This window comes from Humibacter antri, from assembly GCF_054777235.1.
Genome location: NZ_BAAHAW010000021.1, coordinates 252,361 through 270,616 on the forward strand (window position 1 = coordinate 252,361; position 18,256 = coordinate 270,616).

General features: G+C 68.2%; 15 protein-coding genes and 1 pseudogene. 13 read left to right on the forward strand and 3 right to left on the reverse strand.

Annotated features, from left to right (window positions below):
- Both ACYVDK_RS10350 and prpB read right to left on the reverse strand, forming a co-directional pair.
- Complete coding sequence (locus ACYVDK_RS10350; protein ID WP_460521351.1) at positions 1 to 771, reverse strand: CoA transferase subunit A; 771 nt, start codon at positions 769 to 771, stop codon at positions 1 to 3.
- Positions 772 to 972: 201 nt separating this feature from the next.
- Positions 973 to 1,866 (reverse strand): isocitrate lyase/PEP mutase family protein, encoded by an 894-nt coding sequence (gene prpB / locus ACYVDK_RS10355; RefSeq protein WP_460521438.1) that lies wholly within the window; start codon positions 1,864 to 1,866, stop codon positions 973 to 975.
- Between the two features lie 539 nt (positions 1,867 to 2,405).
- Between prpB and ACYVDK_RS10360 the strand changes: the two genes are divergently transcribed.
- The 13 genes and pseudogenes from ACYVDK_RS10360 (at position 2,406) to ACYVDK_RS10420 (ending at position 17,445) form a co-directional block, all read left to right on the forward strand.
- Positions 2,406 to 4,058 (forward strand): HNH endonuclease signature motif containing protein, encoded by a 1,653-nt coding sequence (locus tag ACYVDK_RS10360; protein WP_460521353.1) that lies wholly within the window; start codon positions 2,406 to 2,408, stop codon positions 4,056 to 4,058.
- 219 nt (positions 4,059 to 4,277) lie between these two features.
- On the forward strand, positions 4,278 to 4,910 hold the full coding sequence (locus ACYVDK_RS10365; protein WP_460521355.1) for a universal stress protein: 633 nt from the start codon (positions 4,278 to 4,280) through the stop codon (positions 4,908 to 4,910).
- A gap of 6 nt (positions 4,911 to 4,916) precedes the next feature.
- Positions 4,917 to 5,609, forward strand: a complete 693-nt coding sequence (locus ACYVDK_RS10370; RefSeq protein WP_460521357.1) for a sirohydrochlorin chelatase — start codon at positions 4,917 to 4,919, stop codon at positions 5,607 to 5,609.
- Between the two features lie 573 nt (positions 5,610 to 6,182).
- A complete protein-coding gene (locus ACYVDK_RS10375) occupies positions 6,183 to 7,889 on the forward strand; it encodes a nitrite/sulfite reductase (RefSeq protein WP_460521359.1) in 1,707 nt (568 codons plus the stop codon).
- The gene (locus ACYVDK_RS10380) at positions 7,886 to 8,656 is read left to right on the forward strand and encodes an adenylyl/phosphoadenylyl-sulfate reductase (RefSeq protein ID WP_460521361.1); all 771 of its coding nucleotides are present in this window, start codon (positions 7,886 to 7,888) and stop codon (positions 8,654 to 8,656) included. The genes ACYVDK_RS10375 and ACYVDK_RS10380 overlap by 4 nt, the downstream gene beginning before the upstream one ends.
- On the forward strand, positions 8,653 to 9,714 hold the full coding sequence (cysD, locus tag ACYVDK_RS10385) for a sulfate adenylyltransferase subunit CysD (protein ID WP_460521363.1): 1,062 nt from the start codon (positions 8,653 to 8,655) through the stop codon (positions 9,712 to 9,714). Before ACYVDK_RS10380 ends, cysD begins: the two co-directional genes overlap by 4 nt.
- Positions 9,714 to 11,102: a sulfate adenylyltransferase subunit 1 gene (locus ACYVDK_RS10390; RefSeq protein ID WP_460521365.1), complete on the forward strand. Its 1,389-nt coding sequence runs from the start codon at positions 9,714 to 9,716 to the stop codon at positions 11,100 to 11,102. The genes cysD and ACYVDK_RS10390 overlap by 1 nt, the downstream gene beginning before the upstream one ends.
- Positions 11,103 to 11,220: 118 nt before the next feature.
- Positions 11,221 to 12,306: an ABC transporter substrate-binding protein gene (locus ACYVDK_RS10395; RefSeq protein WP_460521367.1), complete on the forward strand. Its 1,086-nt coding sequence runs from the start codon at positions 11,221 to 11,223 to the stop codon at positions 12,304 to 12,306.
- A complete protein-coding gene (locus ACYVDK_RS10400) occupies positions 12,303 to 13,109 on the forward strand; it encodes an ABC transporter ATP-binding protein (RefSeq protein ID WP_460521369.1) in 807 nt (268 codons plus the stop codon). The genes ACYVDK_RS10395 and ACYVDK_RS10400 overlap by 4 nt, the downstream gene beginning before the upstream one ends.
- 94 nt (positions 13,110 to 13,203) lie before the next feature.
- On the forward strand, positions 13,204 to 14,139 hold the full coding sequence (locus ACYVDK_RS10405; protein WP_460521371.1) for an ABC transporter permease: 936 nt from the start codon (positions 13,204 to 13,206) through the stop codon (positions 14,137 to 14,139).
- 143 nt (positions 14,140 to 14,282) lie between these two features.
- A pseudogene (gene cobA, locus ACYVDK_RS10410) lies at positions 14,283 to 15,074 on the forward strand (uroporphyrinogen-III C-methyltransferase); the annotation flags it as partial.
- Positions 15,071 to 16,447, forward strand: coding sequence for a ferredoxin--NADP reductase domain-containing protein (locus tag ACYVDK_RS10415; RefSeq protein ID WP_460521373.1), 1,377 nt, complete (start codon positions 15,071 to 15,073; stop codon positions 16,445 to 16,447). The pseudogene cobA and the gene ACYVDK_RS10415, both read left to right, overlap by 4 nt.
- A gap of 50 nt (positions 16,448 to 16,497) precedes the next feature.
- Positions 16,498 to 17,445 carry a cytochrome b/b6 domain-containing protein gene (locus ACYVDK_RS10420; protein ID WP_460521375.1) on the forward strand — a complete coding sequence of 316 codons (948 nt, stop codon included), beginning with the start codon at positions 16,498 to 16,500 and terminating at the stop codon, positions 17,443 to 17,445.
- Between the two features lie 21 nt (positions 17,446 to 17,466).
- Here ACYVDK_RS10420 and ACYVDK_RS10425 read toward each other — a convergent pair whose 3' ends face one another.
- Positions 17,467 to 18,249 (reverse strand): SDR family NAD(P)-dependent oxidoreductase, encoded by a 783-nt coding sequence (locus tag ACYVDK_RS10425; RefSeq protein ID WP_460521377.1) that lies wholly within the window; start codon positions 18,247 to 18,249, stop codon positions 17,467 to 17,469.
- Positions 18,250 to 18,256: the final 7 nt, after the last annotated feature.

Here is an 18,256-nt window from a genome sequence, read left to right on the forward strand (position 1 = left end):
TCAGGCCTCCTTCCGCACCGTGCGACGTTCCACGCGCTTCTCCACGCCGGCACCGACCACCACGACCCGGTCGACGTAGATGCCGGGAAGGTGAACAGCGTCCGGATCGATCGCACCGGCATCCACCACCCGCTCCACCTGCGCTATGCACACCCGGCCCGCCATCGCCGCCAAAGGGGAGAAATTGCGGGCGGACTCGTGGAACACCAGGTTTCCGTGCCGGTCCGCCAGCTTCGCGTGCACCAGTGAGAAGTCCGTCGTGATCGCCTCCTCGAGCACGAATTCCTTCTCCACACCACTCACCGTGAAGGACCGCACCGGCTTCACCGGCGACGCCACCGCGACGCTCCCGTCCGGGTGATACCGACGCGGCAAACCGCCCTCCGCCACCTGCGTCCCCACCCCCGTCTGCGTGAAGAACGCCGCTATCCCGGACCCGCCGGCCCGCAACTTCTCCGCAAGCGTCCCCTGAGGAGTCAACTCCAACTCCAACTCGCCCGACAGAAACTGCCGCTCGAACTCCTTGTTCTCCCCCACATACGACGAGGTCATCTTGCCTATCCGATGCGCCGCCAGGAGCACCCCCAGGCCCCAGTCATCCACACCGCAGTTGTTCGAGACAACACTCAGCCCGTCCACCCCAGACTCAAGGAGCGCGTCGATCAGCACCATCGGAACGCCGCACAACCCGAACCCACCGACCGCCAGGCTCGCACCACTCGGAATGTCGGAAACCGCCTCAGCCGCACTCCCGACCACCTTGTCGATCACGGCGCGATCACCTCCACGCGTCCTTTCGAGAACGTCCGATGATCTTGCATGCCGGCCTCCTTGCCTGCTCGGGGTTCATGCGATCCCTTCTGAGAATGCGCCGAACCCGCCGAATCGCACCTGCCTGCGACCCGCTTTGTGGCGGGTCGCAGCCGCTCACCTCCACCATGGCACGACCGATGGCGAATCGCGGGTCGAAGCTCACAGCGTGAAGTCGAAGATCGAGGAGTCGAATCGGTCATAGCCCTCGTAGTCGATCAGGTCGTAGAGCTCGGAGCGGTGCTGCATGTCGCGGAGCTTGCCCGTCAACGAGCCGTTCTCGTTCAGCTCGTCGAGGCCCCGCACCGCGGCACCCATGGCCAGGCGCAGCAGCGACACCGGCCAGATCACCACGTTCATGCCCACATCGGCGAGCTGCTGCACGGTGAACAGCTCGCTCTTGCCGAACTCGGTCATGTTCGCCAGCAACGGCACGTCGACAGCGGCGCGAACGGCGGCGAACTCCTCCAGTGTCGTCATCGCTTCGGGGAAGATCGCGTCCGCTCCGGCATCCACGAGCGCCTTCGCCCGGTCGATCGCGGCCTCGAGACCGTCGATGGCGCGGATATCGGTGCGCGCCATGACGAGGAAGTTCGAGTCCCGGCGCGCATCCACGGCCGCACGAATCCGTTGGAGTGCGGTCTGCTCGTCCACGACCTGTTTGCCGTCGAGGTGGCCGCACCGCTTGGGGTTCACCTGGTCTTCGATGTGCAATCCGGCGAGGCCGGAATCCTCCATTTCCTGCACGGTGCGTGCCACGTTCATGGGCTCGCCGAAGCCGGTATCCGCGTCGACGAGGGCGGGCAGGTCCGTCATCCGAGCGATCTGCCGCGCACGACCGGCCACTTCGGTGAGTGTGGTGAGACCGATGTCGGGAAGTCCGAGGTCAGCGGAGAGAACCGCACCGGAGATGTAGACCCCCTCGAATCCCTTACGCTCGATCAGGCGTGCGCTGAGCGGATTGAAGGCGCCGGGGAACCGCAGAAGACGACCCGAGGCCAGCGCAGCTCGTAGGTCGATTCGCTTATCGGCAGGGCTCTTGCCTGAGTACAGCATCGATGCGGCCTTTCGCGTGGTCGGAGGATCCATTGCGCCTCGACGGGCGCTCCCTTACGCCATGGATGGCGCTCCCTCGAACGTAACAGCGCAGGCCGCCGACGTCTCGCGCGCGATCTGGCCCTGACCAGCGTGGGCCATACGCGAGCGGAGGACGAGGCTCGCCGAAACGGCATCCGCACCCGCCGCCGATGCAAGCTCGACGGCGGCCATGCGCGATGCCCGGCTGAAGCGGCGTGATCCGAACGGCCCCGCATGTGCGATGTGGTTGTCGACTGTGACGCCGAACACGTTCCGTTTCCCGTCGAGCAGGCTCCCGACCGGGTCGGTACACAGAGCACGGACCGCGAACTGGATGTTGTGGCACACGCCGCAACTTCAGGCAGTGCAGTGATCGAACGAGATCCATACATTCGAGTTTCTCTTCGAACAATGTTCATTGCACGCCCGAATTGACGGCCTTTCCGTCCACAAGTAGGCGATTATTCGAGTTTCTCACATTCGAAGATTTCTCCTATCATCTCGGTTATAGTGGACGCATGCCCTCAACGATCGAGCGTCTGGAAGCAGCCACGCAACACGCGTGTTCCGTCCTTCGCTGCTCGACGGCGAACGCCCTTCGATCGGCGCGGACTCGGGCCGCCGGGAACGAGCCTGACGCGCCGTCGCTCGTGCAGCAGGTCGCTGCGCTCGACGATGACGCGCTGGCGCGACTGATGTCGGAGGCCGCTCGCGGCCGCAGCGAGTTCGACACGGTCATCACGGTGGCTGCCGGCGTCGCGGCCAAGCGGTCCGAGCGCTCGCAGGGGCAGTCAGGGCTTGCGCAGCGGTACGGGCATCGCGACGCCGTGCGCTTCGTCCAGTCGATCACCGGCTCTGGTCACGGCGAGGCCGCACGTCAGGTTCGCCTGGGCGGGGCGATGGGCGAGGCGGACGCGGCGGAGCAAGTGTTGCTCATGCGCTCCGATGGCTCGCCCGAAGACGACCCCAGCCGCGGTGTATCGACGAGTGACGGCACCGATACCGACGCGGGCAACCGTGACTCAACGGATACGCCGACGGCGTCCGCGATGCTGCCGTGGAATCATCCAGTGACTTCCGCCGTCGGGGTAGGCGCCATCACACCCGCCGCTGGCGACGCGATCGTTCGCGGCCTCGTCGGGCCGAGTGAAACCTGCGATATCGAAACGCTCCGGACCGCGGCATCCGAGATGGTGCACGACGCCCGAATCACGCACGTCGACGAACTGTTTCGGATGGCGCGACGAATGCGCGACGAGATCGACCCGGCGGGCGTTCAAGTGCGCTGGCAGCGGCGTTACCACAATCGGTCGTGGATCATGCGTCGGAACAACGACGGCCAGCTGACGGCTCATGTCGTCTTCGATGACGAGTCCGGGGTCTTCGCTACCCAGGTGCTCGACATCGCACTCAGTCCACGGCGGGGTGGTCCCCGGTTCATCTCGGAAGCGGAACGAGCCCAGGCAGACAAACTCATCAACGACCCACGCACGAACGAGCAACTGGCTTTCGACACCATGCTGGACGTGCTCCGGTGCGGGGCTGAATCCGACGACTCGACGACGTTCCGGACTCACCGCCCCGCGGTTCGCGTTATCGTCACGCGAGACGACGACTTAGCCTCTGGCGTTGCCGACGGCATCGGGCATCTCGAGGGAAGCGACCATGCTATCCCGTTGGCTGTAGTGCAGGGGTGCTTCTGCGACGCCGGCTCTCAACTGCTGATCGTCGACAGTTGCGGAAACCCTCTCGATCTCGGCCGAGAGCAGCGGCTCTTCTCATCGAAGCAGCGGGTCGCCCTACGGGTGCGTGACGGCGGGTGCATATGGTCCGGCTGCGAGAACTCTGCGTGGACCTGCGAGGCGCACCACATCAATCCTTGGTACGAGGATCAAGGCCGCACCGACATCGCGGACGGCGTGCTGCTCTGCCGATTTCACCATCTCCTGCTGCACAACAAGGGGTGGAGGATCGAGCGAGACGCATCCCCGGGCGCAACGAGATATGTGCTGATTCCGCCGGGATCGGTCGACACGGAACGAGTCCCTATCGAACTTCGCTCGAAGTCGGCGGCATGGCTCTACCATCGCCGGCGAACGAGGCGACGCCGCACCCTCTCTGACGGACAGAATCCGGCGCCACCACCCGGGTCCACCATCGCGCGCATGTGAGTGACAGTGCACAGCTTGAGACGCGCGCACGTGACATCGCGCCGTCGGAGACACACCCACGGGTGACATTGCGGCGCCCCCTGAGGCACGCGCACTCATCCCTCCGCTCCGCGCGGCCGGGCTAGCACCGCGTCGGAGACCGTCTTTCCTCCCGCCGCACGCATGTTGCCGTCACCCGCTCAACGGCGCATTCTGAAAACGTAGGAGAGGCGGTCGACGATGTCCGAACCTGCTGCACGAGAGCACGTGCTTGTCGTAGGCGTCATGACGAACGCGATCGGCGCCACGAAATCCAGTCGGGCCACGTCCGACACCGTGGGATCGGGTACGGCGAGATCCGGTATCGCGGAGTCCGGCACCACTGAATCTGGCGCCACTGAATCCGGCGCCACGATGTCCGACACCGTCCTGATCGAAGCGATCCGCTTCGCCCGGATGCTGGGAGCCCAACTCGTCGTGGCCAACGTCGACGCCACCAGGTACACGACGAAACGCAACCCCGACGGGACGGTGTTCGCATTCCCGATCGATCCGGACTCGGCGGACTCCGTCACGGAAGAATTCGACCAGCTCCTGGCCGCGCACGTCACGGCGTTGCTGAAGAACTCCGGTGTCCGATGGAGCATGCGGGCACTGGCCGGAGACCCGGCCCACGAACTGGCTAGGCTTGCGCACGAGGTCAACGCCTTGGCCATCGTCGTCGGCACCCGAAAACGCGGACTGCGCACGACGGCACACGAGTTCTTCAACGGATCCGTTGCGGTTCACCTCGCTCACCGGCAGCATCACCCCGTGATCGTCATCCCACTCGACCCCGTCGCCCACGACGAGCCACTTCCCTGGGAGGTATAGATACTGGTGCGCCCCACCGTTCTCGCCGCATCGCACGGCACCTCCTCCCTTGCCGGACGGCTCGCGGTGCGGATGCTCGTCGAACGCGTCGCGGCCTCACTCGAAGTTCCCGTGATCGGATGCCATGTCGACGTTGAGCAACCGGATGTCGACTCAGCGCTCGCCGACGTCACGCATACCGCCGACCGCGCCGTCATCGTGCCCCTGCTGCTCTCCGCCGGGTATCACGTGTACGTCGACCTCGCCGAGAGCGCCGAACAAGCCGCGGTTCCCGCGGCGGTCGCGCCCGCGCTGGGGCCGGACGACCGATTGGTCGTCGTGCTGGCCCGGCGCCTGCGCGAAGCCGGATATACGCCAGGCACGTCCGTGGTGCTCGCGGCCGCAGGCTCGAGCGACGAACGAGCCGTCGCGGACTGCCAACGCACCGGCAGCATGCTCGCCGAGGAGCTCGGCACCCCCGTTGAGGTCGGCTTCATCTCCGCCGCAAAGCCGCCTCTTGCCGAGGCGATCAGGTCTGCGCGAGGTCGGAATCCGGGTGCACCCGTCGCGATCGCAACCTACCTCCTGGCTCCCGGATACTTCGCCGACCTCGCACAACGCGCGGGAGGGGACCTCGTCGCCGAGCCGCTGCTCAGCCCGGAATCGACGCCTCGAGAACTGGTCGACATCGTGCTGGACCGCGCCGCCGCCCTCGTCTGAGACGGGCGCGCCGTGCCCGGCTGGGGTGGACGCGGCACCAGATTGAGGCGGACCCCAGACGACTGAGACGGACGCGGCACCAGACTCGAGCGGCCTCTGCGCGAGGCTGAGGCGGCGGCGGTACGCGACTGCACCGAGCTGAGAGCTCGCCCGCGTCGGGTGCCGCATAAGGGCGTCGTCACGCGCAAACTGGCGTCGTCACGTGCAAACTGGCCACGCCACATGCAAACGGGCCGCGCCATATGCAAACGGGCCGCGCCACATGCAGATGAGCCGCGCACGTTCATATTCACGCGCAAACATGCACCGGCAGAGGCGCCGGCGCCGGCGTAACGACGTCATTGCGCACCCGAACGCTTGAACTGACGCGCGCATCAGCGTGCTCATATGAGCAACGCGTCTCCTACGCAAGCACGTCACGAACTATGACGCCACGTGTACCGCTGTTGCAGCGACGGTCGCGCAGAGCGGGGGCCGCACGTAGCGTGAACGCCGGTCCGGACATCAAGCACCGTCATCCTGAGCGCCGCCATCGTGCGCAACCGTCGCCGGACCGACTCCAGCGAGGTGAGCATGACGTCAGTGGAATCACGACCGGCGCGCCGGGTACGCCCGCCACGCGCCGGCACGCCGAACGGGCAGTGGAAGGTCGACGGCCCCGAGCCGCTGAACCCGACCGAGGTGCTGAAGGGCGCCGACGACGGGCTCAACGTGCGCGAGCGCATCGAGACCGTCTATGCGAAGAACGGGTTCGACAGCATCGAGTCGACGGACCTGCACGGCAGGTTCCGCTGGTGGGGCCTCTACACGCAGCGCAGACAGGGCATCGATGGCGGAAAGACGGCGACACTCGAGCCCGAAGAGCTCGAGGACCGCTACTTCATGATGCGCATCCGCACCGATGGCGGCGTTCTGACCACCCGGCAAGTGCGCACGATCGGCGAGCTCTCTCGCGACTTCGCCCGGAACACGGCCGACATCAGCGACCGGCAGAACGTGCAACTGCACTGGGTCGAGATCGAAAACGTCCCTGAGATCTGGCGCCGCCTCGAGGAGGTCGGCATGCGCACCACCGAGGCGTGCGGCGACGTGCCGCGCACCATGCTCGGCAGCCCCGTCGCCGGCATCGCAGCCGACGAGCTCATCGACCCGACTGACGCGCTCCGCCAGCTCAGCGAGCGCTACATCGGAGACCCCCGTTACTCGAACCTGCCGCGCAAGTACAAGACCGCGATCACGGGGCACCCGAGCCTCGACGTCGCCCACGAGATCAACGACATCTCGTTCGTCGGCGTGGTGCATCCCGAACTCGGCCCTGGCTTCGATCTCTGGGTCGGCGGGGCGCTGGCCGCCACGCCGCGGTTCGCCGAACGGCTCGGCGCATTCGTCTCCGAAGAACGCGTGCCCGAGGTGTGGGAAGGCGTGACCGGCATCTTCCGGGATTACGGATACCGCAGGCTGCGCAACAAGGCACGGCTCAAATTTCTGCTCGCCGACTGGGGGCCCGAACGATTCCGCCAGGTGCTCGAGACCGAATATCTCGGGTACGAGCTTCCCGATGGCCCGGCTCCACAACGCGCGACCGGTCCGGGCGACCACGTCGGCGTGCATAATCAGAAGGATGGCCGGTACTACATCGGCGCCGCGACCACCGTCGGGCGCACCTCCGGGACCGAGCTCATCGAGCTGGCGGATGCCGTCGAGCGGCACGGATCGCAGCGGTTGCGGTTCACCGCGTTCCAGAAGGTGCTCGTGCTCGACATCGCCGAGGAACTCGTGCCCTCGATGGTCGCGGAACTCGACGCCCTCGGGCTTTCGAGCAGGCCGAGCCCGTTCCGGCGCAGCACCATGGCGTGCACCGGGCTGGAGTACTGCAAGCTCGCCATCGTCGACACCAAGGACACCGCGCGCGACGCGATCGCCGAACTCGAGCAACGTCTGGCCGACGTCGAACTGCCGGAGGCGATCAGCCTCCACGTGAACGGATGCCCGAACTCGTGTGCGCGCATCCAGGCCGCCGATATCGGGCTCAAGGGCCAGATCGTGACCGACGAGCACGGCGTGCAGCATCCGGGTTTCCAGGTGCACCTCGGCGGCGGGCTCGCCTCGCACACTCGCGCAGATGCGGCTCTCGGCCGCACGGTGCGCGGGCTGAAGGTGATCTCATCCGAGTTGCCGGACTACGTGGAGCGTCTCGTTCGGCGCTACCTCGCCGATCGCACCGAGAACCAGACATTCGCCGAATGGGCGAACTCCGCCGACGAGGAGGCGCTGCGATGAGCGAGACACGAACGCCGCGGGAATCCGACGCACCGGCAGCCCCGACCGGCAACCGCGCACGGTCGTCCGACGAGCTGCGTGCCCTGGCCGAGGCCGGCGCTGCCGCGGTCGGCTCGGGAACGAGCAACGAGGTGTCGGCCGCCGACGTCGTGGCGTGGGTCGCCGAGAACTTCGGCGTGCGAGCGGCCGCCGTCGCGTGCTCCATGGCGGATGCCGTGCTGCCGCACCTCGTCTCGCAGCACGTGCCCGGCGTGGACGTGCTGTTCCTCGACACCGGGTACCACTTTCTGGAGACCAGGATCACGCGCGACGAGGTGGCGCGGTCGCTCGACGTCGCTGTGGTCGACGTGCTGCCCGCGCAGACCGTCGCGCAACAGGATGCCGAGTACGGCTCTGAACTCTTCGCCCGTGACCCCGGGCTGTGCTGCGCGCTGCGCAAGGTCGCGCCGCTGAAGAAGGCGCTGGCCGGCTACGAGGTGTGGTTCACCGGCGTGCGCCGCGACGAGGCATCCACCCGGACCGGCACCCCGCTGATCCAGTGGGACGAGCGCCACGGACTCGTCAAAGTCAACCCGCTCGCCGCGTGGAGCTTCGATGAACTGCTCGACTACGCGGAAGAGCATGCCGTGCCGCTGAACCTGCTGCTCGGCAACGGCTACCCGTCGATCGGGTGCGAACCGTGCACTCGCGCGGTGGCACCGGGAGAGGATGCGCGATCCGGTCGCTGGGCCGGGCTCGCCAAGACGGAATGCGGGATACATCTGTGACTGACATGACGACCGTGGCCGAGCGTTCGAGGCGGGACGCGGGTTTCGATACGGGCGCTGACACGCCCTACTCGACCGACGAGACAGCGAGCGCTGAGACGCCCAACTCGACCGACGAGACGGCGGGCACTGACACGCCCCACTCGACCGACGAGACGGGAGGCGCCCTCGGAAGCGCACTGGACGCGCTGGAGAACGAGGCGATCCACATCATCCGCGAGGTCGTCGCCGAGTTCGAGCGACCGGTGATGCTGTTCTCCGGCGGCAAGGACTCCGTCGTCATGCTGCACTTGGCGGCGAGAGCGTTCTGGCCCGCGCGCATCCCCTTCCCCGTGCTGCATGTGGACACCGGGCACAACTTCCCTGAAGTGATCGCGTTCCGGGATGCCACTGTCGAACGGCTGGGACTGCGCCTGAGCGTGGCCCGTGTGCAGGACTACATCGACGATGGACGCCTGTCCGACCGCCCGGACGGCACCCGCAATCCGCTGCAGACGCTGCCGTTGCTCGACGGCATCCGGGAGGGGCGGCATGACGCCGTCTTCGGCGGCGGGCGCCGCGACGAGGACAAGGCACGGGCCAAGGAGCGCATCATCTCGCTGCGCGACGAGTTCGGCCAGTGGGATCCGCGCAACCAGCGCCCCGAGCTCTGGAACCTCTACAACGGGCGCCATACCGCCGGACAGCACGTGCGTGCGTTCCCGATCAGCAATTGGGCGGAGCTCGACGTGTGGCGGTACATCCAGCGCGAGGCCATCGAACTCCCCCCGCTCTACTACGCCCACGAACGTGAGGTGTACCGGCGCGAGGGCATGTGGCGAGCGGTCGGCCCGGTCTCGCCACCCCGCTCCGACGAGGTGGTCGAACGGCGCACGGTGCGCTACCGCACGGTCGGCGACATGTCGTGCACGGGTGCCGTGGAGTCGGATGCCGCCGACGTCGCCTCCGTCGTGCGCGAGGTGGCGGCATCCACCATCACCGAGCGAGGCGCCACCCGGGCCGACGACCGCATCTCGGAGGCCGGAATGGAAGACCGCAAGAAGGACGGGTACTTCTGATGACTTCGAGCTTCGCCGCTTCCTCACAACCGATCGAGCACAGCTCGATCGGCGCTGGCGTCGCGGAGGAGGTCCACCGGACCTCCTCTTTCAGCTCCAGCGCGCTGTTCCGCTTCGCCACGGCGGGCTCCGTCGACGACGGCAAGTCCACGCTGGTCGGACGGCTTCTGCACGACAGCAAGGCGATCCTCGCGGACCAACTGGATGCCCTCACCCGGGCGAGCGCCGCACGCGGGTTCGGCGGCGGCGACCGCATCGACTTCGCCCTGCTCACGGACGGGCTTCGTGCGGAGCGCGAGCAGGGAATCACGATCGACGTCGCCTACCGGTACTTCGCGACCGACCGGCGCAGTTTCATCCTCGCCGACTGCCCGGGCCACGTGCAGTACACCCGCAACATGGTCACCGGGGCGACCACGGCCGACGCCGTCGTGGTGCTGATCGACGTGCGCAAGGGTGTTCTCGAACAGACCCGCCGCCACCTGTCCGTCGTGCGGCTACTGCGTGTGCCGCACCTGATCGTCGCCGTCAACAAGGTCGACCTCGTCGATTACGACGAAGCGGTGTTCCGCGCGGTGGAATCCGACGTGCTCGTCGTGGCGACGGAGCTGGGCATCGAGGATCCACACGTCATCCCGGTGTCGGCACTGGAGGGCGACAACGTCGTCGAGGCATCAGCGAACACGCCATGGTACGAGGGCTCGACGCTGCTCGATCTGCTGGAGACCCTGAGCGTGATCGACGAGGTGGAGTCTGCTGTCGCACCCTTCCGCTTTCCGGTGCAGTCGGTCATCCGTCCGCAGGGTGCGCTTGCGCCGGGTCTGGATGAGGATGCCTACCGCGACTACCGCGGATACGCGGGCCAGATCGCATCCGGTTCGGTGCGGGTGGGCGATCGCGTCACCGTGATCCCCGGCGGGGCCACGACGACCGTCACGGCGATCGATCGCGCCGGCGAGGCCCGGGAGGCCGCGTTCGCCACGCAGTCGCTCGCGCTGCGCCTGGCGGACGACCTCGACGTGGCGCGCGGTCACGTGATCGTTGCGGAGGGCAGGCATCCACTCCCCTCCGCCGACCTGACGGCGTCTCTCTTCTGGCTCGACCCACGCCCACTCACGCCGGGAGCGCGCGTGCTCGTGAAGTACGGCACCGCCACAGTGCAGGCGTTCGTGCGCGAGCTGCAGGGCAGGTTCGATCTCGACACCCTCGCGCTGCGGCCGACCGAGCGGCTCGACATCAACGACATCGGGCAGGCGACGCTCCGGCTCGCGACCGAGCTGCCGTTGCAGCCGTACGCCGAGCACAGACGGGCCGGAGCGTTCGTCGTCATCGACCCCCACGACGGCGCCACCCTCGCCGCCGGCACGGTCATCCGCACCTCGGCGTGATCGGGCCTCAGCCGTCGCCGATCTGAATCGTCCCGCGCTCTCCGGCTCTGTTGTCAAGGGCCCGTCCGCTTCTCAACGGCCCGTCCACCGGCACATTCCACTCGAAAGGAGAACCACCATGGCACCACGCACGCGTAAGCCCATCCTCCGACTCCTGAGCGTGCTGGCGATGTGCGGCTGCCTGGTAGCGGTGGCTTCCGGATGCTCCTCCCCCGCCGCCGACGCGGCCGCGACGCCGAGCGCTGCCAAGCAGCTCCGACTCGGATACTTCGACAACGTCACGCACGCGCCGGCGCTGATCGGCATGCAGGAGGGTCTCTTCCGCAAGTCGCTAGGCTCTGTCAGCCTCAAGGCCGAGCAGTTCAACGCCGGCCCCGCCGCGATCGAGGCGCTGAGCGCGGGCGCGATCGACGCCGCGTTCCTCGGTCCGTCGCCCGCGATCAACTCGTTCACCGCCAGCGGCGGCACATCGCTCCGTGTCGTCGCCGGCGCGACGAACGGCGGTGCGGCGCTCGTGGTACGCAGGGGCATCGACACGGTGTCGCAGCTCAAGGGCACTACCCTCACGACGCCTCAGCTCGGGAACACCCAAGACGTCGCGCTGCGCACCTACTTGACGAAGAACGGTCTGAAGACCTCGATCAGCGGCGGGGGCGACGTGACCATCACTCCGACCGACAACGCCCAGACGCTGCAGCTGTTCACGCAGGGCAAGGTGGACGGCGCGTGGCTGCCTGAACCCTGGGCATCCCGCCTGGTTCTGGATGCCGGTGCTCACGTTCTGGTCGACGAACGCACCCAGTGGAAGGGTGGCGCGTTCCCCACGACCGTGCTCGTGGTGCGCGCCGACTTCCTGCACCAGCATCCGCAGACCGTCGCGAGGCTGATCGCCGGTGAGCGCGGCGCGATCGCCTGGCTGCACGACCACGACTCCGCAGCGGCCGTGAAGGCGATCAACGCCCGACTGACGGTGGACGGCGCATCCGCTCTCCCCGACGCCGTGGTCGCGCGGGCGCTGAAGAACGTGTCGTTCAGCGTCGACCCGCTCGCGTCCACGTTCCCCGTGCAGTTGAGGCACGCCGTCGATGCCGGGATCGCCAAGGACGCAGAGCTGAACGGCCTCTTCGATCTGCGCACACTGAACTCGGCGTTGGAGAAGAGCAGGGCGACGCCCGTCTCCACGGCGGGATTGGGTGAGCGATGAAGGCCGAATCGACCACGCTCGACACCGCGCTCGGCGGGTATGCCGCTGACGGAGGAGCCGCGGCCGTCGACATCCGAGGGCTGACGAAGCGCTACGCCGCCCGGGGACCCGTCGTGCTCGACGACGTCTCTCTCTCCATCGCGCCCGGCGAGTTCGCGTGCCTGGTCGGGGCATCCGGATGCGGCAAGTCGACGCTGCTGAGCATCATCGCGGGACTGGAAGCCCCGACCTCCGGCACGGTGAACGTGCCGAGCGGCCGCGCCGCCGTGATGTTCCAGGAGCCCGCCCTGTTTCCCTGGCTGAGCGCATCCCGCAACGTCGAGCTCGCGCTGAAGCTGGCCGGAACGCCGAAACAGCGTCGCCGGCCACGAGCGCTCGAACTGCTCGACCTGGTGAACCTGGCCGAGGCGGCCGACCGACGGCCGCACGAGCTCTCCGGCGGCATGCGGCAGCGCGTCGCACTGGCCAGGGCGCTTGCTCAGGATCGCGGCGTGCTGTTGATGGACGAGCCGTTCGCCGCACTGGATGCGATCACCCGCGACCTGCTGCACGACGAGCTCGTGCGGGTCTGGCGCGAGATGCGCCGCACGATCGTCTTCGTGACGCACAACGTGCGCGAAGCCGTGCGTCTCGGCGAGAGGGTGGTGCTGCTCTCGTCCCGCCCTGGGCGGGTCGCGGCGCAGTGGCACGTCGCGTCCGCGTTCGACGGAGTCGGCGAGCGCCGTATCGAGTCGCCCGAGGTCTCCCGTCTGGCGATCGAGATCACCGATCAGCTGCGAACGGAGATCCGCCGTGCCGCGTGAAACGACGACGGTGGACGATGCTGGTTTCGATACACCGCTGCGCGGCTACTCAGCCCGCGAGAGCGCACCGTCAAGCGGCGACTCGACCCGCGGTATGGATGCGCCCCCTCGCGACGCCTCAGCCGACGGGGCGGGCACGCAGTTACGCGGCGACTCGACCGGCGACGAGAGCGACCTGCGCACCCTCGAGTCCGGCCTCGACTCACTGCAGGCGGAGGGCACCGGGCCGGGCCGCTCCTGGCGACGGGTGCTGAGCAGTGTGCTCCTGCCCGTCGCGCTCCTCGCCGTGCTCGTCGTGGTGTGGCAGTTGTACGTGACGATCGCGCATCCGCGTCCCGACATCGTGCCGAGCCCTACGGATGTCGTGGCCTCGTTCGGTCAGCTCACCGCCACCGGACGCCTGCAGCAGGCCGTGTTCACCAGCCTTGAACGCGGTGTGATCGGGTTCCTCATCGCCGCGGCCGTCGCGACGCCGTTCGGACTCCTGCTGGCCGAGGTGCGGGTGCTTCGCCGGGCGTTCGGGCCGCTGATCACCGGGCTCCAGGTGCTGCCGTCGGTGGCCTGGGTTCCCGCCGCGATCCTCTGGTTCGGACTCACGGATGCCACCGCCTACTTCGTCGTGCTGATGGGAGCGATCCCCTCCATCGTGAACGGTCTCTTGAGCGGCGTGGATCAGGTGCCGCCGCTGTACCGCCGTGTCGGAACGGTGCTCGGCGCCGGACGTGTGCAGCAGGGCACCCTCATCGTTCTCCCCGCCGCGCTGCCCGGCTACCTCGGCGGGCTCAAGCAGGGCTGGGCGTTCAGTTGGCGCTCGCTCATGGCGGCGGAGATCATCACGACCGGCGGCACGATGGGCTTCGGGCTCGGCACGCTGCTCGACCAGAGCAGACAGCTGGCCGACATCTCGGGTGTGTTCGTGGCGATCCTGTCCATCCTCGCGATCGGCATTCTGGTCGAATTGCTCGTGTTCGCCCCGCTCGAGCGCCGGCTGGCCCGCTCTCGCGGCCTTGCGCACGGCAGCGCGACATGAGGTACCGCATACCGCTGGTCGAGCTCAACGAAACCGCTCTTCAGCGTTCGGGTTTCGACACGCTCAGCCAGCGGGTCCAGCGGTCATCCCACCGATCTCTCGGTCGCGCAGCGGCTCCCAGGTTCGATGCACGCCTTGTTCTGGCGAGTGCAGCTCGCTCGGCACGGGTCGCGCGAAGGTCCCCCGGGCCTTCGCCGCTGAGCGATCCGCGCTACTCGAGGGTCGGATCCGTGACGCTGATCGGCGGTGGGCCCGGTGACGCCGGGCTCATCACCGTTCGGGGGCTCGAACTGCTGCACGCGGCGGATGTCGTCGTGGCCGACCGGCTGGGTCCGCGTTCGCTGCTCGACGAGCTCGGCGACGACGTGCTCGTGATCGATGTGGGCAAGCATCCCGGGCATCATCCGGTGCCGCAGCATGAGATCGACCGCATCATCGTCGAACACGCGCTCGCGGGCCGCGCGGTGGTGCGCCTCAAAGGCGGCGACCCCTTCGTGTTCGGCCGCGGCTTCGAAGAGGTCGCCGCCTGCCGCGCGGCCGGCGTGCCGGTCGAGGTCGTGCCCGGAGTCTCCAGCGCGATCGCGGTGCCGGCCGCCGTGGGCATCCCGGTCACCGCCCGCGGCATCGCGAACGGCTTCACCGTGCTGACCGGTCACGAGGACATCGCCGACATCCCCGGCGGATCGAGCCACACCGTCGTGCTCCTGATGGGTGTCGGCGGACTCGCCGCCAGCGCCGCCGCCCTGGTGCGCTCCGGTCGATCCGCCGGTACGCCGGTCGCCGTGATCGAGGACGGTTTCGGGCCGCATCAGCGTGTGACGACAGGCACGCTGGGCACCATCGCCGCGATCGCCGCGATCGCAGACATCCGCCCGCCCGCCGTCACGGTGGTGGGGGACGTCGTGAAACTCTACGAGAGGAACGAACCAACATGACCCGGCACTTGCGTGTAGCGATCATCGGCGCCGGACCGGCCGGAATCTATGCCGGTGACATCCTGAGTCGCACCGGACTGGATGTCTCGATCGACCTGTTCGAGGCGCTGCCTGCGCCGTACGGCCTGATCCGATACGGCGTCGCGCCCGATCACCCCCGCATCAAGGGCATCGTGAACTCGCTGCACGAGATGCTCGACGGCGGCCGCATCCGCCTGCTCGGCAACGTCACCTTCGGCCGCGATCTGACGCTGGCCGACGCCCGCCGGCTGTACGACGCCGCCATCGTCGCCACCGGGGCATCGCGTGACGCCGCGCTCGACATCCCCGGTATCGACCTGCCCGGATCGTTCGGCGCCGCCGACGTGGTGAGCTGGTACGACGGACACCCGGATGTCGCGCGCGAGTGGCCCCTGAACGCCCGCGAGATCGCGGTGATCGGCAACGGCAACGTGGCGCTCGACGTGGCCAGGGTGCTGGCGAAGCTGCCGGAGGACATGCTGCGCACCGACATTCCGGCGAACGTGCATGCGGGTCTGGCGGCCTCGCCGGTGACCGACGTGCACGTGTTCGGCCGGCGCGGCCCCGCCCACGTGCGGTTCACGCCGATCGAACTGCGCGAACTCGGCGAGATCCGTGGCGTCGACACGATCGTGTACGAGGAGGACTTCGCCGACACCGCCGGCATCGACGCGGTCGTCGCCGCTGCCGGCAGCAACCAGGTCAAGGTGATGACGCGCACCATGCGCGGCTGGGTGGACCGCCCGCGCACGGATGCCGCACGCAGGCTGCATCTGCACTTCTGGCACCGGCCGGTGCGGGTGCTGGGCACCGGCTCGGTCGAAGGCGTGCGCTTCGAGCGCACCGCACTCGGCAAACGCGGTGGAGTCGTCGGCACCGGAGAGTTCCGCGACCACGAAGCGCAGGCGCTCTACCGTGCCATCGGCTACGTCGGCTCGCCGGTGCCCGACGTGCCGTTCGACACCGAGCGCGCTGTCGTGCGCAATGCGGAGGGTCGAGTGCTCGACGAGCTCGGCGCTCCCATTCCGGGCTTGTACGCGACCGGCTGGATCAAGCGCGGGCCGGTCGGCTTGATCGGCCACACCAAGGGCGACGCGATGGAGACGATCGAGCACCTGGTCAGCGATCTCGACACCATACCGGCCCCACCGGACCCGAGCCCGGACTCCGTGCTCGACCTGCTGCATGAGCGCGGCATCCAGTACACGACCTGGCAGGGCTGGCTGTCTCTCGACGCCCACGAGCGCGCACTCGGCGCGGCCGACACCTCGCCCGTCGAGCGCGAGCGCGTCAAGGTCGTTCCCCGCCACGAGCAGGTCGCCGTCTCCAACGCCACGGCGTCGGTCAGGTGAATCGGCACCCGCACGCGGACTCCCACGCGCATGGGTTACGGTGAACCCCGATGACTACGCAGGAGCAGACCGCAGTCGCAACGCGCAGCAGGTGGCGTCCCCTCACGTGGATCATCCCGCTCATCGTCGTGGGCGCCGTGGTCGTGGTGCTCGCCGCACGCTGGTTCGTTGCCGTGCCGGCCATCGCCGACTTCATCCGCGCCTACCCCGGGCAGAGCCATCTGCCCTCCTGGGCCCCGGTCGGGTTCCCGCTGTGGCTTGCGGTGCTGCACTTCCTGAGCGGCGCGTTCCTTCTCTTCATCGTTCTCTCCGGCTTGACAGTGCGCCGCACGCGGCGCTCAGGCGTGCGACCGCGCGAGTTCTGGATCCGCGACAACGACCGGCTCGTGCGCACGCCCAACCCGCCGGTGCGCATCACGCTGACGTCGTGGTGGCATCTGACCGTCGACGGCCTCTGGGTGCTGACCGGCCTGCTGTTCGTGGTGCTGCTGTTCAGCACCGGGCAGTGGGTGCGCATCGTGCCGATCCGGTGGGATGTGATCCCCAACGCCGCCTCCGCCGCCCTGCAGTATGTCTCGTTCCACTGGCCGCACACCGACGGCTGGGTGAACTACAACGCGCTGCAGCTGCTGACCTACTTCGCCACCGTGTTCCTCGCGGCGCCGCTCGCCGTGCTCACGGGCATCCGCCTCGCCCCTGGCCTTTCCGTTCGGTGGCGGCGATTCGACAAGCGGTTCCCGTTGAAGACGGCGCGCGTCATCCACTTCGCGACGATGATCTGGTTCGTGGCGTTCACCGTGGTGCATGTGGCGCTCGTGCTGCTCACCGAGCCGCTGCGCAACCTCAACCATCTCTATGGTCTGCGCGATGACGACACCTGGATCGGCCTCATCGTCTTCGTCGCGTCGCTCATCGTGATCGCCGTGGCGTGGGCGGTGCTGCGGCCGCCGCGACTGGATGCCGTCGCCGAGCTCACCGGGAGCGTCAAGCGACGCTGATCGTCGGCCCCGCGCTGCGCTTCAGCGTGCCGTCCATCCGCCGTCGATGGCGAGCGTCTGGCCCGTGATCAGCGACGCTGCGGACGACGCGAGGAACACCGCAGCACCCGACACCTCGCGCGGGACACCGATGCGGTGAAGCGCGGCGATGCGCTCCACCGTGTCCGCCCGGAACGCCGGGTCGGAGAGTGCCGCCCGGGTGCCGTCCGTCTCGATGAAGGTCGGGGCGAGCGCGTTCACCCTGATGCCGTATTCGCCCCACTCGATCGCATGGCATCGCGTCATGTGCACGACGGCCGCCTTCGCGATGCAGTATGCGGACTCGCCGGGCAGCGCAACGAGTCCGGCCTGCGATGCGACGTTCACGATGGCGCCGCCGCCGGCGTCCCGCATGTGCAGGGCGGCATGCTGCGACAGAAAGTACGTCGACTTCGCATTGAGCGCCCACACCAGGTCGAAGTCCGTCTCCGTCGCCTCGATCGCCGGCGCCACGATGCCACCGCCGGCGTTGTTCACCAGCGTGTCGAGCCGGCCGAGCTCGGCCACCGTTCGATCGATGGCTCGCCGGCCCGAGTCGAGGTCGGTGGCATCCAGCCGCACCCGGAGGGCACGACGGCCGAAAGCCTCGATCTCGGATGTCAGCCCCGCGTCGTCGGTGTCGTCGCGCAGTCCGATGGCCACCTCGGCGCCCGCACGGGCGAACTCGACCGCGATGGCGCGGCCGAGCCCGCGCCGCGCACCGGTGACGAGCACCGTGCTCCCTGAGAGGTCGAACGGCGATGCCGCGGTGAAGAGGTCTGTCATGTCAGCA

Bases quoted from the DNA above. Each gene is read 5' to 3' on its own strand.
- prpB (WP_460521438.1), bottom strand. From the start codon at position 1,866: ATGCTGTACTCAGGCAAGAGCCCTGCCGATAAGCGAATCGACCTACGA.
- ACYVDK_RS10360 (WP_460521353.1), top strand. From the start codon at position 2,406: ATGCCCTCAACGATCGAGCGTCTGGAAGCAGCCACGCAACACGCGTGT.
- ACYVDK_RS10365 (WP_460521355.1), top strand. From the start codon at position 4,278: ATGTCCGAACCTGCTGCACGAGAGCACGTGCTTGTCGTAGGCGTCATG.
- ACYVDK_RS10375 (WP_460521359.1), top strand. From the start codon at position 6,183: ATGACGTCAGTGGAATCACGACCGGCGCGCCGGGTACGCCCGCCACGC.
- ACYVDK_RS10380 (WP_460521361.1), top strand. From the start codon at position 7,886: ATGAGCGAGACACGAACGCCGCGGGAATCCGACGCACCGGCAGCCCCG.
- ACYVDK_RS10390 (WP_460521365.1), top strand. From the start codon at position 9,714: ATGACTTCGAGCTTCGCCGCTTCCTCACAACCGATCGAGCACAGCTCG.
- ACYVDK_RS10395 (WP_460521367.1), top strand. From the start codon at position 11,221: ATGGCACCACGCACGCGTAAGCCCATCCTCCGACTCCTGAGCGTGCTG.
- ACYVDK_RS10400 (WP_460521369.1), top strand. From the start codon at position 12,303: ATGAAGGCCGAATCGACCACGCTCGACACCGCGCTCGGCGGGTATGCC.
- ACYVDK_RS10405 (WP_460521371.1), top strand. From the start codon at position 13,204: ATGGATGCGCCCCCTCGCGACGCCTCAGCCGACGGGGCGGGCACGCAG.
- ACYVDK_RS10415 (WP_460521373.1), top strand. From the start codon at position 15,071: ATGACCCGGCACTTGCGTGTAGCGATCATCGGCGCCGGACCGGCCGGA.
- ACYVDK_RS10420 (WP_460521375.1), top strand. From the start codon at position 16,498: ATGACTACGCAGGAGCAGACCGCAGTCGCAACGCGCAGCAGGTGGCGT.
- ACYVDK_RS10425 (WP_460521377.1), bottom strand. From the start codon at position 18,249: ATGACAGACCTCTTCACCGCGGCATCGCCGTTCGACCTCTCAGGGAGC.